13 protein-coding genes are annotated in these 16,409 nt (G+C 73.9%); 9 read left to right on the top strand and 4 right to left on the bottom strand.

Going from position 1 to position 16,409, the window contains the following annotated elements:
• Positions 1-1,263: a BTAD domain-containing putative transcriptional regulator gene (locus tag V2S66_RS34520; RefSeq protein WP_413966371.1), complete on the bottom strand. Its 1,263-nt coding sequence runs from the start codon at positions 1,261-1,263 to the stop codon at positions 1-3.
• Between the two features lie 689 nt (positions 1,264-1,952).
• Here V2S66_RS34520 and V2S66_RS11850 point away from each other — a divergent pair.
• The 4 genes from V2S66_RS11850 (at position 1,953) to gcl (ending at position 6,784) form a co-directional block, all read left to right on the top strand.
• Entirely contained in the window at positions 1,953-2,771 is an 819-nt protein-coding gene (locus V2S66_RS11850; RefSeq protein WP_330794584.1) for a TIM barrel protein, read from the top strand.
• A 54-nt stretch (positions 2,772-2,825) separates the two neighbouring features.
• The gene (locus V2S66_RS11845) at positions 2,826-3,725 is read left to right on the top strand and encodes a 2-hydroxy-3-oxopropionate reductase (RefSeq protein ID WP_330794583.1); all 900 of its coding nucleotides are present in this window, start codon (positions 2,826-2,828) and stop codon (positions 3,723-3,725) included.
• A 249-nt stretch (positions 3,726-3,974) separates the two neighbouring features.
• Entirely contained in the window at positions 3,975-4,736 is a 762-nt protein-coding gene (locus V2S66_RS11840; protein ID WP_330794582.1) for a hypothetical protein, read from the top strand.
• 251 nt (positions 4,737-4,987) lie between these two features.
• Positions 4,988-6,784 carry a glyoxylate carboligase gene (gene gcl, locus V2S66_RS11835; RefSeq protein WP_330794581.1) on the top strand — a complete coding sequence of 599 codons (1,797 nt, stop codon included), beginning with the start codon at positions 4,988-4,990 and terminating at the stop codon, positions 6,782-6,784.
• On the opposite strand, the gene V2S66_RS11830 is transcribed toward gcl, so the two are convergent.
• Positions 6,770-8,422 (bottom strand): AMP-binding protein, encoded by a 1,653-nt coding sequence (locus tag V2S66_RS11830; protein WP_330794580.1) that lies wholly within the window; start codon positions 8,420-8,422, stop codon positions 6,770-6,772. The two genes, gcl and V2S66_RS11830, sit on opposite strands and share 15 nt — an antisense overlap.
• Positions 8,419-10,158, bottom strand: a complete 1,740-nt coding sequence (locus tag V2S66_RS11825) for an AMP-binding protein (protein WP_330794579.1) — start codon at positions 10,156-10,158, stop codon at positions 8,419-8,421. The genes V2S66_RS11830 and V2S66_RS11825 overlap by 4 nt, the downstream gene beginning before the upstream one ends.
• Positions 10,159-10,292: 134 nt before the next feature.
• Here V2S66_RS11825 and V2S66_RS11820 point away from each other — a divergent pair, with 134 nt between their 5' ends.
• From V2S66_RS11820 to V2S66_RS11800, 5 genes are all read left to right on the top strand, one after another.
• Positions 10,293-11,138 carry a LuxR C-terminal-related transcriptional regulator gene (locus V2S66_RS11820; protein WP_413966369.1) on the top strand — a complete coding sequence of 282 codons (846 nt, stop codon included), beginning with the start codon at positions 10,293-10,295 and terminating at the stop codon, positions 11,136-11,138.
• Between the two features lie 157 nt (positions 11,139-11,295).
• Positions 11,296-11,976, top strand: a complete 681-nt coding sequence (locus V2S66_RS11815) for a LysE family translocator (protein ID WP_330794578.1) — start codon at positions 11,296-11,298, stop codon at positions 11,974-11,976.
• Between the two features lie 264 nt (positions 11,977-12,240).
• On the top strand, positions 12,241-13,773 hold the full coding sequence (locus tag V2S66_RS11810) for an MFS transporter (protein ID WP_330794577.1): 1,533 nt from the start codon (positions 12,241-12,243) through the stop codon (positions 13,771-13,773).
• A 365-nt stretch (positions 13,774-14,138) separates the two neighbouring features.
• Entirely contained in the window at positions 14,139-14,789 is a 651-nt protein-coding gene (locus tag V2S66_RS11805; RefSeq protein WP_330794576.1) for a hypothetical protein, read from the top strand.
• Positions 14,790-14,879: 90 nt separating this feature from the next.
• Positions 14,880-15,338, top strand: coding sequence for an SAV_915 family protein (locus V2S66_RS11800; RefSeq protein WP_330794575.1), 459 nt, complete (start codon positions 14,880-14,882; stop codon positions 15,336-15,338).
• Positions 15,339-15,409: 71 nt separating this feature from the next.
• Here the strand turns inward: V2S66_RS11800 and V2S66_RS11795 are convergent, their stop codons facing one another.
• Positions 15,410-16,261 carry a GntR family transcriptional regulator gene (locus V2S66_RS11795; protein ID WP_330794574.1) on the bottom strand — a complete coding sequence of 284 codons (852 nt, stop codon included), beginning with the start codon at positions 16,259-16,261 and terminating at the stop codon, positions 15,410-15,412.
• Between the last annotated feature and the right edge of the window lie 148 nt (positions 16,262-16,409).

Raw genomic sequence — 16,409 nt, 5'->3', positions numbered from 1 at the left:
TCACGCCTCCGTCGGGTGCAGGTCCGCGGCGCCTGGCCGGGGGGAATGGGCGGGGGTGCGCCGGCCGGACCGGGCGCGGGCGCCGACGCCGTCCGCGGTGGCGGCGCGGGTGAAGGCGCTGAGCAGTTCGTGCATGCGGTAGTGGCCGTGCGGGCCTTCTTGCAGCAGGCCGGCGCAGACCAGCCGGTCGAGCATCCGGTCGCCGGGGACCAGGGCGCGGTCGGGTCCCGCGGGATCGCCCGGGGCGCCCTGCTCGGCGCAGCCGGGGGCCGCGCGGTCCTCAGCGGGGGCGGACCGCCCGGGGGGTGCGCCCGGGGCGGCGGTTCCGGGGGCGGGGCCCGCGGAGGCGGCGGTGTCCGGCGCGGTGGCGGCGCCAGGCGCCGCGGAGCCGTACCTGCCGGGTGCGGCACCGGCGGCCTGGCCGCCCGCCTGGCCGGCGGCGAGGTTCCGTCCCGCCGTCGGAGCGCCGCGGCCGTCCGCCCAGGACGCGGACCCGGTCGACCCGCCCGGCCCGGCGGTCCCGGCCGGGGAGCCCGGCTCCACGGGACCACGCGCGGCGTGGGCCGGCCCGACGGACTCGGGCTCGCCTCGCAGGATGTCCAGCTCCAGCCGTTGCAGCGCGGGCCCGGGATCGACCCCGAGCTGCTGCGCCAGGTGCACCTTGGTACGCCGGTACTCGGCGAGCGCCTCGGCCCGGCGGCCGACCCGCCGCAGCGCCTCCATCAGCTGCTCGGTGAAGCGCTCGTGCAGCGGGTGCGCGCGGGCGGTGGCGCCGATCTCGGCGAGCGCCTCGCGGTGCCGCCCGCAGGCGAGTTCGAGGTCGAAGACCCGCTCGATGGCCCGCAGCCACTCCTCCCGCAGCCGCGGCACCTCGTCGCGGTGCAGCAGATCGGAGTGCACATTCGCCATGAGCGGGGGCTGCCAGAGCGCGAGCGCCGCGCGGAGCAGCCGTAATTCGGTCTCCGGGTCCCGACGGGAATACGCGCGGTCCAGCAGCTCGCGGAACTCGACCAGGTCGAGGGTCGCCGCGTCCGCGATCAGGCGGTAACCACCGGGAACAGCCTCGATGGCACCCGGGGCGATACCGTATTTACCGAACAGGCGGCGCAGCCTCAGCACGCAGCTGTGCAATGCGGACTTCGCCTGCGCGGGAGGTTCCACACCCCAGATAACCCGTTGCAGGAATTCCGCGGATACCACAGAATTCGCATGCAGCAGCAATGCCGCGAGAAGTGCGGCGGGGCGCGAGGGCTGGAGCGCCACCGAGTCCGCGCCGTCCCCCACGGTCAGCAGGCCGAGCACCGTGAACCGTGCTCCAGGGCTGCCGCCGGCGTCCGCACGCTTGCCTGTGGCGGACGCATCCGCCGAGGTCAACGGGGTGGTCCCGGTCGTCTCTCGTAAATCGTCCTTCGCCGTGCGCGCATCGTTCCAGACCACACACTCCACCGTCCCCGTAGCGCCGTGCGACAGCCGAACCCAGGCGGAGGTGCGCCGGGCAGTTCAGCGGCCTGGTTGGGCCGCACCTATCGGCGATCGAGCATGACAATACGGCAGGGCCATTACCTTGTCCAGAGGAAAGCGGACCATGTGCGGGCGTCCTGGGGAAGCCCGAAGGGTAAGCAAACGGACAAACTTCGCAGTATTGCGGCAGCATGAATGCCAATTTTACGGAAGCCGATCGCGCGGGATCTTTTAAGTCGCCCCTTCCGGCCGCGGAAGGACGCCGGGACGGGTTTAGGACGACAGGTCTCTACCTTTAGCGGCAAGTGGTAAAGGCCGGCCGCCGCGCGGCCGGCCCGCAGGCCGCGGACGGAGCGCCCGCCGGCCGCCTCCGCGGCGCGCCCGCGCACCCTCCCGGCAGCGGGGACCCGCACTTGACAGCGCGCCGGAGGCTGATTCACTGTTCCACAAGACAGAAATCAACTTCCGCAATACGGAAGGAGCGCACTCTCGTGAGCTTCGCCGACGCGCGCTTCGATGTGAACCTCTCGATCCTGTTCACCGAACTCCCGCTGCTGGAGCGGCCCGCCGCCGCGGCCGCCGCCGGGTTCGACGCGGTCGAGCTGTGGTGGCCGTGGGCCGACGACCCGACCCCCGGCCGGGCGGAGCTGGACGCCCTGCGCGCCGCCCTGGAGGCGGCCGGCACCCGCCTGGTGGGGCTGAACTTCTACGCGGGGCGGCTCCCGGGCCCCGACCGCGGCGCGCTGTCGATCCCGGGCGCGGAGTCCGACCGCTTCCGGGCCAACGTCGAGGTGGCGGCCGCGTTCGCCGCCTCCGTCGGTTGCACCGCGCTCAACGCGCTGTACGGCAACCGGGTCGACGGCGTCGACCCGGCCGAGCAGGACGCGCTCGCGCTGGAGAACCTGGTGTTCGCCGCCCGCGCCGCGGCGGACGCCGGCGCGGTGCTGCTGGTCGAGGCGCTCAACGCGCCCGAGTCGCCGCGCTACCCGCTGGTCGGCGCGGACGCCGCGGTCGCGGTCGCGGACCGTGTCGACGAGGCGACCGGCCTGGGCAACGCGCGCTTCCTGCTCGACCTCTACCACCTGTCCATGAACGGGGAGGACCTGCCGGCGGCCATCACCCGCCACGCGGCCAGGACCGGACACGTGCAGATCGCCGACAACCCCGGTCGCGGCGCCCCCGGCACCGGTTCGCTCCCGCTGGCCGACCTGCTCGGCCGGCTCCGCGAGGCGGGGTACACCGGCTGGACCGGCCTGGAGTACAAGCCGTCCGCCGAGGGGTCCGCCGCCTCCTTCTCCTGGCGTCCCTGACCCGCACACCCGCCTCCGGGCCCGCCGCTCCCACCACACGAAAGGCCGGAACACATGCCCACCGCACTGCCGAAGGTCGCCTGGATCGGACTCGGCATCATGGGTTCGCCCATGTCCGAGAACCTGATCAGGGCCGGATACGACGTCACCGGACACACCCTGGAGCAGGCGAAGCTGGAGCGGCTGGCCGCGGCCGGCGGCACGGCCGCCGGATCGGTGGCCGAGGCCGTGCGGGACGCGGACGTCATCGTCACCATGGTCCCGGCCTCGCCGCAGGTGGAGGCGATCGCCTACGGCGAGGACGGCATCCTGGAGAACGCCCGGCCGGGCGCGCTGCTGATCGACACCTCCTCGATCACCCCGCAGACCTCCGTCGACCTGGCCGCGGCCGCGGCGGACCGGGGCATCAGGGTGCTGGACGCACCCGTCTCCGGCGGCGAGGCCGGCGCGGTCGAGGCCGTGCTCTCCATCATGGTCGGCGGCGACCAGGCCGACTTCGACGAGGCCAGGCCGCTGCTCGAGGTGCTCGGCGGCACCGTGGTGCGGTGCGGTCCGCACGGCTCGGGCCAGACGGTGAAGGCCGCCAACCAGCTGATCGTGGCGGTGAACATCCAGGCGTGCGCGGAGGCCGTGGTCTTCCTGGAGAAGTCCGGCGTCGACCTGTCCGCGGCCCTGGAGGTGCTGGGCGGCGGCCTGGCCGGCTCGACCGTGCTGGCCCGCAAGAAGGACAACTTCCTGCGCCGCGCGTTCGCCCCCGGCTTCCGTGTCGACCTGCACCACAAGGACATGGGCATCGTCACGGAGGCCGCGCGGAGCGTCGGCGCCGCGCTGCCGGTCGGCTCGGTGGTGGCGAACCTGGTCGCCTCGCTGCGCGCCCAGGGCGACGGCGGCCTGGACCACTCGGCGCTGCTGCGCGGCGTGCAGCGGCTGTCCGGGCTCACCGTCGAGGACTGAACCCCCGCTCCCCCGAACCCCGTCCGGCGGTGCGTGACAGTCCTGTCGCGCCCAGCGCACCGCCGGGCGGACCATCAGCCCGCGCCGTCCGGACTTCTGAGGGGTGGTCAGGGCGGCGCGGGTGACCGGCGCCCCGCACGATTCGTCACGGTGTGTTCCGTATCGGTCACAGCGGCGCGAACTTCCTGCACTATGGACGGACGACCACCCGCGGCCCGACCAGGCCGCGGCCGACCGGGAGTTCGAGCCATGGCCGAGAGCCTGCCGGTGTGCTGTCCGGCCTGCGGACGCGAGCACCGCTACTGCGCCCCGACGTTCCCCTGCGTGTGCGGGGCGCCGCTGGCGCCACCGGTGCGGCATGGCGCCGCGCCGGTGGAGGTGCTCCACCGTTCCTGGGACGACTCGTGGGTGCGGCTGCGCTGCCCGGACTGCGGGCGCGCCGACCAGTGGCCGCAACCGGAGTTCGACTGCGCGTGCGGCGCGCTGGTGCGGCTGCCGGTGGACGGCGACGAGGCAGGCGGCCAGGCGGCGGCCGGCCAGGCGGCGGGCGACGAGGCGGCGCGGCCGCGCGTACCGCATCCCGCGGCGCCCGGGTCTTCGGGGCAGGTGCCGCCGCCGACCGCGCGGCCGCCGTTCCGCCCGGTGACGATCCGCACCGCGCGCGACACCCTGACCGCGGCCGCCCAGTACCTGAAGTGGCTGGGCTTCGGCGGCGTGCGGCTGGCCGGGGACCGCACCGCGAACGGCATCGACCTGCGCGGCGACGGCCTGGTGGCCCAGGTGGACCCGGCCACGCTGCCGACGCCGCTGCGCGAGGTGGAGTGCCTGTGGCTCAACTGCGCGCACGAGGACGCCGCGGGGGCCTTCTTCTCGCTTGCCGGCTACGCCCACGACGCGCGGCTGCGCGCCGACCAGTTGGGCGTGCCGCTGTTCGTGATGGACCTCACCGGCACGCCGCAGCCCGTCAACGACGCGGCGGACGAGCTGATCCGGCACGGGCCGCCGGACTGACCCCGACCCGCCCCGCCGGGCGCCCGGACGCGGACCACCCGCGCCGGGCGCCTTCGCGTTCTCCGGAGCCGCCCGCACGTCCGGGCATGTCCCCACGCGCGTCCTCCGCGGGCCCCACCCGGGCCCCGCGCCTCCCGGCGCCCTTGACGCCCACATCGGGCCCGCTTATGTTCCTTCCATAAAGCAGAAGACACTTTCCGCATAGTGGAAGTCAAGAAGGAAGTGTCACCGCTCCGGGAGAGGGAGTCCTGATGCCCCGAATGACCGCCGCCCGCGCGGCCGTGGAGATCCTCAAGCTGGAGGGCGTGGACGCCGCCTTCGGTGTGCCCGGCGCCGCGATCAATCCGTTCTACGCGGCCCTCAAGGCGTCCGGCGGCATCCGGCACACGCTGGCCCGGCACGTCGAGGGCGCCTCGCACATGGCCGAGGGCTACACCCGTGCCCGCCCCGGCAACATCGGCGTGTGCGTCGGCACTTCGGGCCCGGCCGGCACCGACATGATCACCGGCCTGTACTCGGCCACCGGCGACTCCGTCCCGATCCTGTGCATCACCGGCCAGGCGCCGCGCGCGGTGATCCACAAGGAGGACTTCCAGGCGGTCGACATCGCCGCGATCGCCGGTCCTGTGACCAAGGCCGCCACCACCGTGCTGGAGGCCGCGCAGGTGCCGGGCGTCTTCCAGCAGGCGTTCCACCTGATGCGGTCCGGCCGGCCGGGACCGGTGCTGATCGACCTGCCGATCGACGTGCAGCAGACCGAGATCGAGTTCGACCCGGAGACCTACCGGCCGCTGCCGGTGTGGAAGCCCACCGCCTCGCGGGCGCAGATCGAGAAGGCGCTGTCGTACCTGCTGGCGTCCGAGCGCCCGCTGATCGTGGCCGGCGGCGGCGTCATCAACGCCGACGCCTGCGACCTGCTGGTGGAGTTCGCCGAGATCACCGGCACCCCGGTGGTGCCCACCCTGATGGGCTGGGGCGCCATCCCCGACGACCACCGGCTCAACGCCGGCATGGTCGGCCTGCAGACCTCCCACCGCTACGGCAACGCGACGTTCCTGGAGTCCGACTTCGTGCTCGGCATCGGCAACCGCTGGGCCAACCGCCACACCGGCTACCGGCTGGACGTCTACCGGCGGGGCCGCACCTTCGTGCACGTGGACATCGAGCCCACCCAGCTCGGCAGGATCTTCCCGCCGGACTACGGGATCGCCTCCGACGCGGCGGCCGCGCTGGAGCTGTTCGTCGAGGTCGCCCGCGAGCTGCGGGACCAGGGCCGGCTGCCGGACCGCTCGGCGTGGATCGCGGCGCACCTGCGGCGCAAGGGCACCCTGCACCGCCGCACCCACTTCGACGACATCCCGATCAAGCCGCAGCGGGTCTACGAGGAGATGAACCGCGCCTTCGGCCCGGAGACCCGCTACGTCACCACGATCGGCCTGTCACAGATCGCCGGCGCCCAGATGCTGCACGTCTACCGGCCGCGGCACTGGATCAACTGCGGCCAGGCGGGCCCGCTCGGCTGGACGGTGCCGGCCGCGCTCGGCGTCGCCACCGCCGACCCCGGGGCCCGGGTGGTGGCGCTGTCCGGGGACTACGACTTCCAGTTCATGCTGGAGGAGCTGGCGGTCGGCGCGCAGCACCGCATCCCGTACGTGCACGTCCTGGTCAACAACAGCTACCTGGGGCTGATCCGGCAGGCGCAGCGGGGCCTGGACATCGACTACCAGGTGAACCTGGAGTTCGAGAACCTCAACTCGCCGGAGATCGGCGTCTACGGCGTGGACCACGTCAAGGTCGCCGAGGGGCTGGGCTGCAAGGCGATCCGGGTGACCGACCCGGCCGGGCTGGGCGCGGCCTTCGAGCAGGCCGGGAAGCTGGCCGCCGAGCACCGGGTGCCGGTGGTGGTCGAGGTGATCCTGGAGCGGATCACCGACATCTCGATGTCCACCACCGCGGACATCTCCGACGTCACGGAGTTCGAGGAGACGGCCACCGAGCCGGGCCACGCACCGACCGCGATCATCCCGCTGGGCTCATCCGCCGCCTGATCCGGCGACGCCGCGGGCGAACTCCTCCCGCAGCTCCACCTTGCGGACCTTGCCGCTGACCGTCATCGGGAAGGCGTCGAGGATCCGCAGGTGGCGCGGCACCTTGTAGTGCGCGAGCCGGCCGCCGCAGAAGTCCTCGACCTCCCGCAGCGTCGGCGGGTCGGCCGGGTCGCGCGGGATCACGCAGGCCAGGATCTCCTCGCCGTACCGGGCGTCCGGCACCCCGACGACCTGCACGTCGGAGATCTTGGGATGAGTGTAGAGGAACTCCTCGACCTCCCGCGGGTAGACGTTCTCGCCGCCGCGGATGATCATGTCCTTGATCCGGCCGACGATGGCGAGGTAGCCGTCGTCGCGCATCACCGCGAGGTCTCCGGTGTGCATCCAGCGGCCGGCGTCCACCGCCTCGGCCGTGCGCTCCGGCTCGTCCCAGTAGCCCAGCATCACCGAGTAGCCGCGGGTGCACAGTTCACCCGCGGTACCCCGCTCCACGGTGACGCCGCTCGTAGGGTCCACCACCTTCACCTCGATGTGCGGCAGCACCGCGCCGACGGTCTCGGTGCGGTGTTCGAGGTCGTCGTCGCGGCGGGTCTGGGTGGACACCGGCGAGGTCTCGGTCATGCCGTAGCAGATGGACACCTCGGCCATGTGCATCTCGGCCATCACCCGCTTCATCACCTCGACCGGGCACGGCGATCCGGCCATGATGCCGGTGCGCAGGCTGGACAGGTCGTAGCCGGCGAAGTCGGGCAGGCCCAGCTCGGCGATGAACATCGTCGGCACCCCGTACAGCGAGGTGCAGCGCTCCTGCTGGACCGCGCGCAGCGTCGCGGCAGGGTCGAACGCCGGGGCGGGGATGACGATGCAGGAACCGTGCGAGGTGGCGCCGAGGTTGCCCATCACCATGCCGAAGCAGTGGTAGAAGGGCACCGGCAGGCATATCCGGTCCTGCTCGGTGTAGCCGACCGTGCCGCCCACGAAGTAGCCGTTGTTGAGGATGTTGTGGTGCGACAGGGTCGCGCCCTTGGGGAAGCCGGTGGTGCCCGAGGTGTACTGGATGTTCACCGGCTCGTCGCAGCTGAGCGCCGCCTCGGCGGCGGCCAGGAAGCCCTCCGGCAACTCCTCGCCCGCGGCCGCCAGTTCGTCCCACGACGGGTCCCCGATGTGGATGACCTCGCGCAACCGCGGGCAGCGCGGCCGTACTTCGGCGGCCATCGCCCGGTAGTCGCTGGTGCGGTACGCGGTGGAGGCGATCAGCACCCCGATGCCGGCCTGGTTGAGCACGAACTCCAGCTCGTGCAGCCGGTAGGCCGGGTTGATGTTCACCATGATCGCGCCGAGCCGCGCGGTGGCGTACTGCACGAGCACCCACTCCGGGCAGTTCAGCGCCCAGATGCCCACCCGGTCGCCCTTGCGGACGCCGTGGGCGGCAAGGCCGCGCGCCACCCGGTCGACGTCGCGGCCGAACTCCGCGTAGGTCCACCGCCGTCCGCTGGGCACGTCGACCAGCGCGTCGCGGTCGGGGTGCGCGGCGATCGCCCGGTCCAGGTTGCGGCCGACGGTGTCGCCGAGCAGCGGGTCGCCGCCGGCGCCGTGCGCGTACGACGGCGGGGCGGGTGGCGCGGTGTCGGGGCTCACCTGTAGTCCTCCTCGTGGAACTCTCGGCTGCCGTCGTGCATGGTCGCCTCGCGCAGTTCGATCCGGCGGATCTTGCCGGACACCGTCTTGGGCAGCGCGGCGAACTCCAGCCGTCTGATCCGCTTGTACGGCGCCAGCGCCGCCCGCGAGTGCGCGAAGATCGCCTTGGCGGTCCCACCGTCCGGCTCCCAGCCCTCGGCGAGCACCACGTACGCCTTCGGCACCGACAGCCGCAGTTCGTCCGGCGCGGGCACCACCGCGGCCTCGGCGACGGCCTCGTGCTCCAGCAGCGCGCTCTCCAGCTCGAACGGCGAGATCTTGTAGTCGGAGGACTTGAAGACGTCGTCGGACCGGCCGATGTACGTGATCCAGCCGTCGGCGTCGCGGCGGCCGATGTCGCCGGTGCGGTAGTAGCCGCCGCCCATCGCCTCCGCGGTGCGCCGCGGGTCGCCCGCGTAGCCGGCCATCAGGCCGACCGGGCGGGCCGCCAGGTCCAGGCTGATCTCGCCCTCGTCGGCGGGACGCCCGGTCAGCGGGTCGAGCAGCACCACCTCGTAGCCGGGGGTGGGGCGGCCCATCGAACCGGGCCGCACCTGCTGGCCGGGGGTGTTGGCGACCTGCACGGCGGTCTCGGTCTGCCCGAAGCCGTCCCTGACCACCACGCCCCACTGCCGCCGCACGTGCTCGACGACCTCGGGGTTCAGCGGTTCGCCGGCCGCCACCACCTCGCGCGGCGGCGTGCGCAGCCCGCTCAGGTCGGCCTGGATGAGCATCCGCCAGACCGTGGGGGGCGCGCAGAAGCTGGTGACGCCGGCCCGGTCCATCGCGGCCATCAGCCGGGCCGCGTCGAAGCGGGTGTAGTTGTGCACGAACACCGTGGCCTCGGCGTTCCACGGCGCGAACAGGCTCGACCAGGCGTGCTTGGCCCAGCCGGGCGAGGAGATGTTGAGGTGCACGTCGCCCGGCCGCAGCCCGATCCAGTACATCGTGGCGAGGTGCCCGACCGGGTACGAGACGTGGGTGTGCTCCACCAGTTTGGGCAGCGCGGTGGTGCCGGAGGTGAAGTACAGCATCAGCGGATCATCCGATCGGGTGGGACCGTCGGGCGTGAAGTCGGGGGCGGCCGCGTACGCGTCCTCGTAGCGGAGCCAGCCGGCGGCGTCCGCGCCCACGCCCGCCTCCGCGCCCACGCCCGCCTCCGCGCCTGCGTCCCCTTCCGCGGCGCCGACCGCGATCCGGGTGTAGTCCCCGGGCACCTCGGCGAACTTGCCGGTGTCTGCGGCCCGTACCACCGCGTGCCGGGCCTGGCCGCGGTCGACGCGGTCGCGCAGGTCGGCCGGGCCGAGCAGCGGCGTGGCCGGGATGACCACCGCCCGCAGCTTCATCGCGGCCAGCGCGGTCTCCCACTGCTCCACCTGGTTGCCGAGCATGACCAGCACCCGGTCGCCGGCCCGCACCCCTTGTGCGCGCAGCCAGTTGGCGACGCGGGAGGTGCGCTCGCTCATCTCACGGAAGGTGATCCGGGTCTGGGCGCCGTCCTCCTCGACGATCCACAGCGCGGGGCGGCCGCCGGTGTCCGGGTCCGCGGCGATCACGTCGAACCAGTCCAGCGCCCAGTTGAAGTGCTCGGGACGGGGCCAGCGGAAGCCCTCGCGAGCCGCCGTATAGTCCTCACGATGCCGCAGCAGGAGGTCCCGGGCGGCGCGGAATGCCCCGGTCGCATCGGATGCCGCCATATGTCCTCCTCGTAACGGACTCCTGGATCAGGACTCCTGAGTAGCATCGTGCGCGAGTGACGTGGGTCTCACTACCCCCGGAAGGGGGTGAGGGGGTGGAGCCGGTGGACGGCGGGCGCGGAGATGCGGTCGAGGTGCGGGCGGCCCTGCTGCGGATGCGCAGGTCGGGCCTGCTGCCGGTGGCGTTCGGCGGCCTGGTCCCCGGCGCCGGTCCGCAACAGGGCTACGGCGCCCGGCACTTCAGCATCAGCGAGCTGTCGGGCACCGGCACCGACTCGCTGCGCGGGCTGGCGATCACCACCGGCAACGGACTCGGCGGCAAGGCGCTGGCGATGGGACGCCCGTACACCGTCACGGATTACCGGACCTCCCGGGTGATCAGCCACGAGTACGACACCGCGGTCGCCGCGGAGGGCCTGCGCTCGGTGCTGGCGGTGCCGATCGTCGTGCACCGCCGGGTGCGCGGGGTGCTCTACGGGGCGCTGCGCCAGACCTTCGCGCTCGGCGACCGCCCGCTGACCGTGGCGCTGGACGCGGCGCGCGAGCTGGAGCAGGCGCTCGCCGTCCGCGACGAGGCGCAGCGGCTGCTGTCCTACGCCCAGCCGCCGACCTCCGCCAGCACGGACCCGCGGGCCTGGGAGGAGGTCCGGGAGGCGCACGCGGAGCTGCGCGCGCTGGCCGGCCGCATCCCCGACACGCTGCTGCGGCAGGAGCTGCTCACCGCCTGCGCCCGCCTCGCCACCGCCTCCGCGCCGGCGCACGCCCCGGAGCCCCCGGCCGCGCCCGCCCTGCTGACCCCGCGCGAACTCGACGTGCTCTCCTCCGTGGCCTCCGGCGCCACCAACGCCGCCGCGGCCAGCCGCCTGCGCCTGCGCCCCGAAACCGTCAAGAGCTACCTGCGCTCCGCCATGCGCAAACTCGGCGCCCACACCCGCCTCGAAGCCGTCGTCGCCGCCCGCCGCGCCGGCCTCCTCCCGTAACGCCCCGAGCCGGCGAGGGCGCGAGCCCCTTCCCGGAGGGGCGCGGCGAATGCGAAGGCGCCCGCCCCGCCCCCGGGCCTACGCTCGGCGTCGCACCCCACCGCTGAACCCACCCCCTCACCCCACCCAGCCGGCCCCACCCGAAGGAGAAAACAGGATGTCCCCCGACAGACTGGCCGGCTTCGCCGCCATGTCCCTCCTCCTCGTCCTGATCCCCGGCCCCAGCGTGCTGTTCGTGCTCGGGCGTGCGCTGGCGCACGGGAGGCGCACGGCGCTGGGCAGCGTGCTGGGCAACGCGGCCGGCGCGTACGTCCTCGTCGCACTCGTCTCGCTGGGCCTCGGCGAGGTCGTCTCCCGCTCCGTCGCGCTCTTCACCGCGGTGAAGCTGGCCGGCGCGGCGTACCTCGTGCTGCTCGGCGTGCGGGCGTGGCGCCACCGCGGCGCGCTCAGCCTCGCCGCCGTGCCGGAGGCGGACGGCGCCGCGGGGGAAACGGCCCGCCGCGGCGACCTGCGCACCCTGCGCGAGGGTTTCGTCGTCGGGGTGACCAACCCCAAGACGATGGTCTTCTTCGCGGCCGTGCTGCCGCAGTTCGTGGACCGGGACGCGGCCGCGCACGGCGGTGTGTGGACGAGCGTGCACGGGCAGATGCTGCTGCTCGGACTGGTCTTCACGGTCATCGCGCTGGTCTGCGACAGCATGTGGGCGGTGGGCGCCTCGGCGGCCCGCGCCTGGTTCGCCCGCTCGCCGCGCCGGATGGCGGCGGTCGGCGGCACCGGCGGCCTGGCCATGATCGGCCTCGGCGTGACGGTCGCGGTCACCGGCCGCACCGACGCCTAGCCCCGGTCCAGCGCCCCCGCCCCCGGCCGCGACCACCGGCCGCAAGCCCGGCCCGCGGGCGCACCACGCCCGTGGGAGGGGACGCCGCGGGCGGCGCGCGGGGTTGAGCCCGTGGGTGTGTGAGGAGTCGCACAGGGCCGTGCCGAACGAAACGTTTGCGTTTCGATAGGACGAGTCATACGGTCAGTGGAGTACGAAACCGTTTCGTTCGCGCGGGCGGTTTCGCAGGTTCCGAGGCAACCGTCCCACCCAGGAGTCCGTCCCATGTCGACTCAGTCACCGGCCGACACCCCCGTCGGCGCCCCCGTCGAGCAAGTCCAGGCTCCACCCGCGGAGAAGACCGCGGGCGGCGAGCGCGCCAACCACCGCTGGTGGGTGCTCGGCGTCATCGCCATCGCCCAGCTCATGGTGGTCCTCGACGCGACCGTCGTGAACATCGCGCTGCCGTCCGCACAGAAGGCGCTCGACTTCAGCGACGGCAACCGGCAGTGGATCGTCACCGCCTACTCCCTCGCCTTCGGGTCGCTGCTGCTGCTCGGCGGCCGGCTCGCCGACCTGATCGGCCGGAAGATCGTCTTCCTGACCGGCGTGGTCGGTTTCGCCGGCGCCTCCGCACTGGCCGGCGCCGCGCAGAACTTCGACGTACTGGTCTCCGGCCGCGCGCTGCAGGGCCTGTTCGGCGCGATGCTCGCGCCCGCCGCGCTCTCGCTGCTCAACACGACGTTCACCGACGCCAAGGAGCGCGCCAAGGCGTTCGGCATCTACGGCGCCATCGCGGGCGCGGGCGGCGGCATCGGCCTGCTGCTCGGCGGCGTGCTCACCGAGCACCTCAGCTGGCGCTGGACGCTCTACGTCAACCTGATCTTCGCCGTCATCGCCTTCGTCGGCGGCATGACGCTGCTGCGCAAGGGCGCCCCGGCCGAGCGGCCCAAGCTCGACATCCCCGGCACGGTCCTGGTCACCACCGGCCTGTTCGGCATCGTCTACGGCTTCTCGAACGCCGAGACCCACCACTGGGGCTCCCCGCTGACCTGGGGCTTCCTGCTCCTGGGCGGGGTGCTGGTGGCCGCCTTCACCTGGTGGCAGACCCGTACGGCGCACCCGCTGCTGCCGCTGCGCGTGCTGGTCGACCGCAACCGCGGCGCGTCCTTCGCGGTCCTGGGCATCGCCGGCGTGGGGCTGTTCGGCGTCTTCCTCTTCCTCACCTACTACCTCCAGCTGTCGCTGCACTACACGCCGGTCAAGACCGGTCTGGGCTTCCTGCCGATGATCGGCGCGCTCATGGTCTCGGCGCAGCTGGCCACCAACACGCTGGTGCCCCGGTTCGGCCCGAAGCCGATCGTGCCGCTGGGCATGGGGCTCGCGACGGTCGGCATGGCCTGGCTGACCGCGCTGGACGGCAGCAGCTCCTACGCGGCCAACGTGCTGCCGCCGCTGATCGTGATCGGCCTGGGCATCGGCCTGGCGATGCCGACCGCGATGAGCGTGGCCACCGCCGGGATCGACCCGCGGGACGCCGGTGTGGCCTCCGCGGGCGTGAACACCATGCAGCAGGTGGGCGGTTCGATCGGCACCGCGCTGCTGAACACGCTGGCCGCGACCGCCGCCGCCACCTACGTGCACAGCCACGGCAGCACGCCGGCGGTCCTCGCCCAGGCCCAGCTGCACAGCTACTCCACCGCCTACTGGTGGTCGGCCGGGTTCTTCGCGTTCGGCACGGTGCTCGCCCTGCTGATGTACCGCAGGGGCGTGCCCGAGCAGATCGCCGAAGGCGACGCGGCGGCCGTCCACATGTGACGGGCCCCGCGGGCTCCCTGACCCCCCGCCGCTCTTGAGCGGAGAGCGTACGGGGCGGGGGCCGGCAGGCCGGGTCATCGTGGGGACGGGACACCCGGCCGTCACCGGCCCCCTCAGGACAGCCGCCCCGTCGGTGCGCGACCCCCGTGCGCACCGGCGGGGCGGCTGTCCGTGCGCGCGCGGGCGGGGCGCGCGGTGGCGCGCGACGGTCATGCGGGTGCTTTTGGCGTCCTCCCCCAGCCGCGTCACGCGTCCGGCGGGTGCCGGCGCGGCAGGCTGCTGGGCAGCGCACTCCGGCGTCCCACCGCAGCCGTACCCCGCGGCGCCCGCCCTACGGCGCCCGACCGCACCCCCGAGAGGCCCCCATGAACCGCCGTCGCCGTACCGCTCCCCTGCTGCGCGTCCTGGTCCGCGTACCCGGCTGCCTCGTCCTCGCCTCCGGCCTGGTGCTGGGCGCCGCGGGCGCGGGGGCGGCCGCACCGGGCTGGGGTGAGCCCCTCTGGCCGCGCACCGTGCTCACCGCGGGCGACGCGGACGGTACGGGCAGCGCGGGCGGCACGGGCAGCGCGGGCGGTGCGCCGGTGCCGCCCAGCGCCGACGACCGCGGCGGCGCGGTGCTCGACGGCCGGGTGACGCCGGTCGACACGCAGGTCGACGAGGACGAGAACGGCGACTTCACGCTCAGCGTGACCAACACCGGCACGGTCACCGCGCAGGACGTGCGGGTGCTGCTGGACGACGCGACGGTGGACAACCCGGTCGGCTCGCCCGACGGCCGCTGCCTGAGCCGGCTCGACGCGCAGTCGCCCGCCGACCTGTGGTGCGAGCTGGGCGACGTGGCGCCGCTGCAGACGGTGTCCGTGCAGGTGCACGCCTTCATGAACCAGTGCGTGTGGCTGGACCCCGACGGCGGCTCCCAGCGCGCCCCCGCCTTCCGCTGGCGGGTCGGCTACGTCGACGGCGGCCGCGCGCTGACCATCGCCGGGCCGACGCCGCGCTGGAGCTGCTCGCTCTAGGGTCTCTCCGGGCGCGGGCCGCCGCTCGCACGCGACGCCTGTGACGTCCGCGCGCGGCGCCCCGCGGGGGCGGGGAGATACCGTGGGCGCATGCACGTGAGCCAGCACCAGCCGTCCACCGGGCCAGAGCCGGCCGCGGGCGCCTCCCGGCGGTCGCTGTACGTGCCGGTCAGACGGGGGCCCGCCGGGTCGGTGATCCGGTTGTGGCGGACGCCCTTCGGCACGCGCACGGCGGTGGCGTTCACCAGCGACCGCAGGCTGCGCTCGGTGCTGGGACCCACCCAGGCATGGATCCGCCTGTCCGAGGCGGCGCTGCGCCGGATGGCCGAGCCGCTGGGGGCCGTGCGTCTGACGGTCGACCCGGTGCTCACCGCGCGGCCTCCGGCCGCCTGGTCACGCGAGAGCGCCGCGCCCGCGCCGCAGGCCGGCGCGACGGAAACCGCTGAAGCCGAGGGCGAGGCGACCGGGGCCCCCGGCTCCGGCACCAGTGGCGCCGAGGCGCCGGAGACCGGGACGTACGGGCGCGACGCGGCGCCCGCCGCGCCGTAGCCCGCAGGCCGGCGGCACAGGCCACGGGTCACAGGTCACAGGTCACGGTCCACCGGACGGGTGCGGACGGGTCACCCGGCCGGCTGGACGTCGCCGACCATGAGCGCGGGGCGGCCGCCGCGCGCGGCGAAGTCGCCCGGCGGGATGCCGGGGTGGTGGCCGTCGCGCGCCGGGGAGTCCGACGCGGCGGCAGCGGCGGCGTCGCCGAGGGCCAGCCGGGAGACGATCCGGTAGCGGTCGCCGCGGTAGACGGAGTGCACGTACTCGACGGGGCATCCGGTGTCGTCCCTGGTGAGCCGCTCGAAGAGCAGCGCGGGCGACAGCACCGGCACGCCGATCAGCCGCGCCTCCTCCTCGTTGGTGACGGTGGGCTCGATGGACTGCACGGCTTCGTGCACCCGCACCCCGTACCGCTCGCGCAGCACGTCGTAGAAGTCGCCGGACTCCATGTCCGCCGCGGCGAGACCCGGCACGAGGGCGGCGGGCACGTGCAGGTACTCGATGGCCATCGGCTCGCCGTCGACGAGCCGCAGCCGGGCGATGTACCGGACCTCGGCGGCCGGCGAGACGTGCAGTCTGCGGCCGACCCGGGCGCCGGCCCGCACGGTGGTGAACTCCAGCACCTGGCTCGCCCAGACGCCCGCGGCGCGCGGGAGCCGGTGGGCGTCGCGGTCCGGGGCGAGTTCCTGGGTGATCTTCGCGCGGGCGACGAACATGCCGCGGCCGTGCTCGCGCACCAGCAGCCCGTTGGTGACCAGTTCGTCCACCGCCGAGCGCAACGTCGGCCGGGAGACGCCGAGCCGGTCGCAGAGCGCGCGCTCGGAGGGGATCGCGTCGCCGGGGGCGCGTGACTCGACCAGCTCCATGAGGTGGTCGCGGACGCGCTCGCGTTTCAGCGCGGAGCGCGGCGGCTCACTGGTCATGTGGTAAGTCCCTTTCCCTGACGTACTGTCCCGCTCCCAGGCTAACCAGATGCTGACCACCGCGCCAAGGCCGTCCGGGCCCGCCGAGCGCCCACGGGACCGAATACCGGCAACAGCAGTCCCTGCGGAGCCTCTTGACGCGACCAGT

The organism is Actinacidiphila polyblastidii, assembly GCF_036353415.1.
GTDB classification, from domain to species: Bacteria; Actinomycetota; Actinomycetes; order Streptomycetales; family Streptomycetaceae; genus Actinacidiphila; species Actinacidiphila polyblastidii.
Note: the sequence above shows the minus strand (reverse complement) of the source record. Positions and strands in the feature narration are given on the sequence as shown.

Bases quoted from the DNA above. Each gene is read 5' to 3' on its own strand.
- V2S66_RS11845 (WP_330794583.1), top strand. From the start codon at position 2,826: ATGCCCACCGCACTGCCGAAGGTCGCCTGGATCGGACTCGGCATCATG.
- V2S66_RS11805 (WP_330794576.1), top strand. From the start codon at position 14,139: ATGAACCGCCGTCGCCGTACCGCTCCCCTGCTGCGCGTCCTGGTCCGC.
- V2S66_RS11810 (WP_330794577.1), top strand. From the start codon at position 12,241: ATGTCGACTCAGTCACCGGCCGACACCCCCGTCGGCGCCCCCGTCGAG.
- V2S66_RS11800 (WP_330794575.1), top strand. From the start codon at position 14,880: ATGCACGTGAGCCAGCACCAGCCGTCCACCGGGCCAGAGCCGGCCGCG.
- V2S66_RS11825 (WP_330794579.1), bottom strand. From the start codon at position 10,158: ATGGCGGCATCCGATGCGACCGGGGCATTCCGCGCCGCCCGGGACCTC.
- V2S66_RS11840 (WP_330794582.1), top strand. From the start codon at position 3,975: ATGGCCGAGAGCCTGCCGGTGTGCTGTCCGGCCTGCGGACGCGAGCAC.
- V2S66_RS11815 (WP_330794578.1), top strand. From the start codon at position 11,296: ATGTCCCCCGACAGACTGGCCGGCTTCGCCGCCATGTCCCTCCTCCTC.
- V2S66_RS11795 (WP_330794574.1), bottom strand. From the start codon at position 16,261: ATGACCAGTGAGCCGCCGCGCTCCGCGCTGAAACGCGAGCGCGTCCGC.
- gcl (WP_330794581.1), top strand. From the start codon at position 4,988: ATGCCCCGAATGACCGCCGCCCGCGCGGCCGTGGAGATCCTCAAGCTG.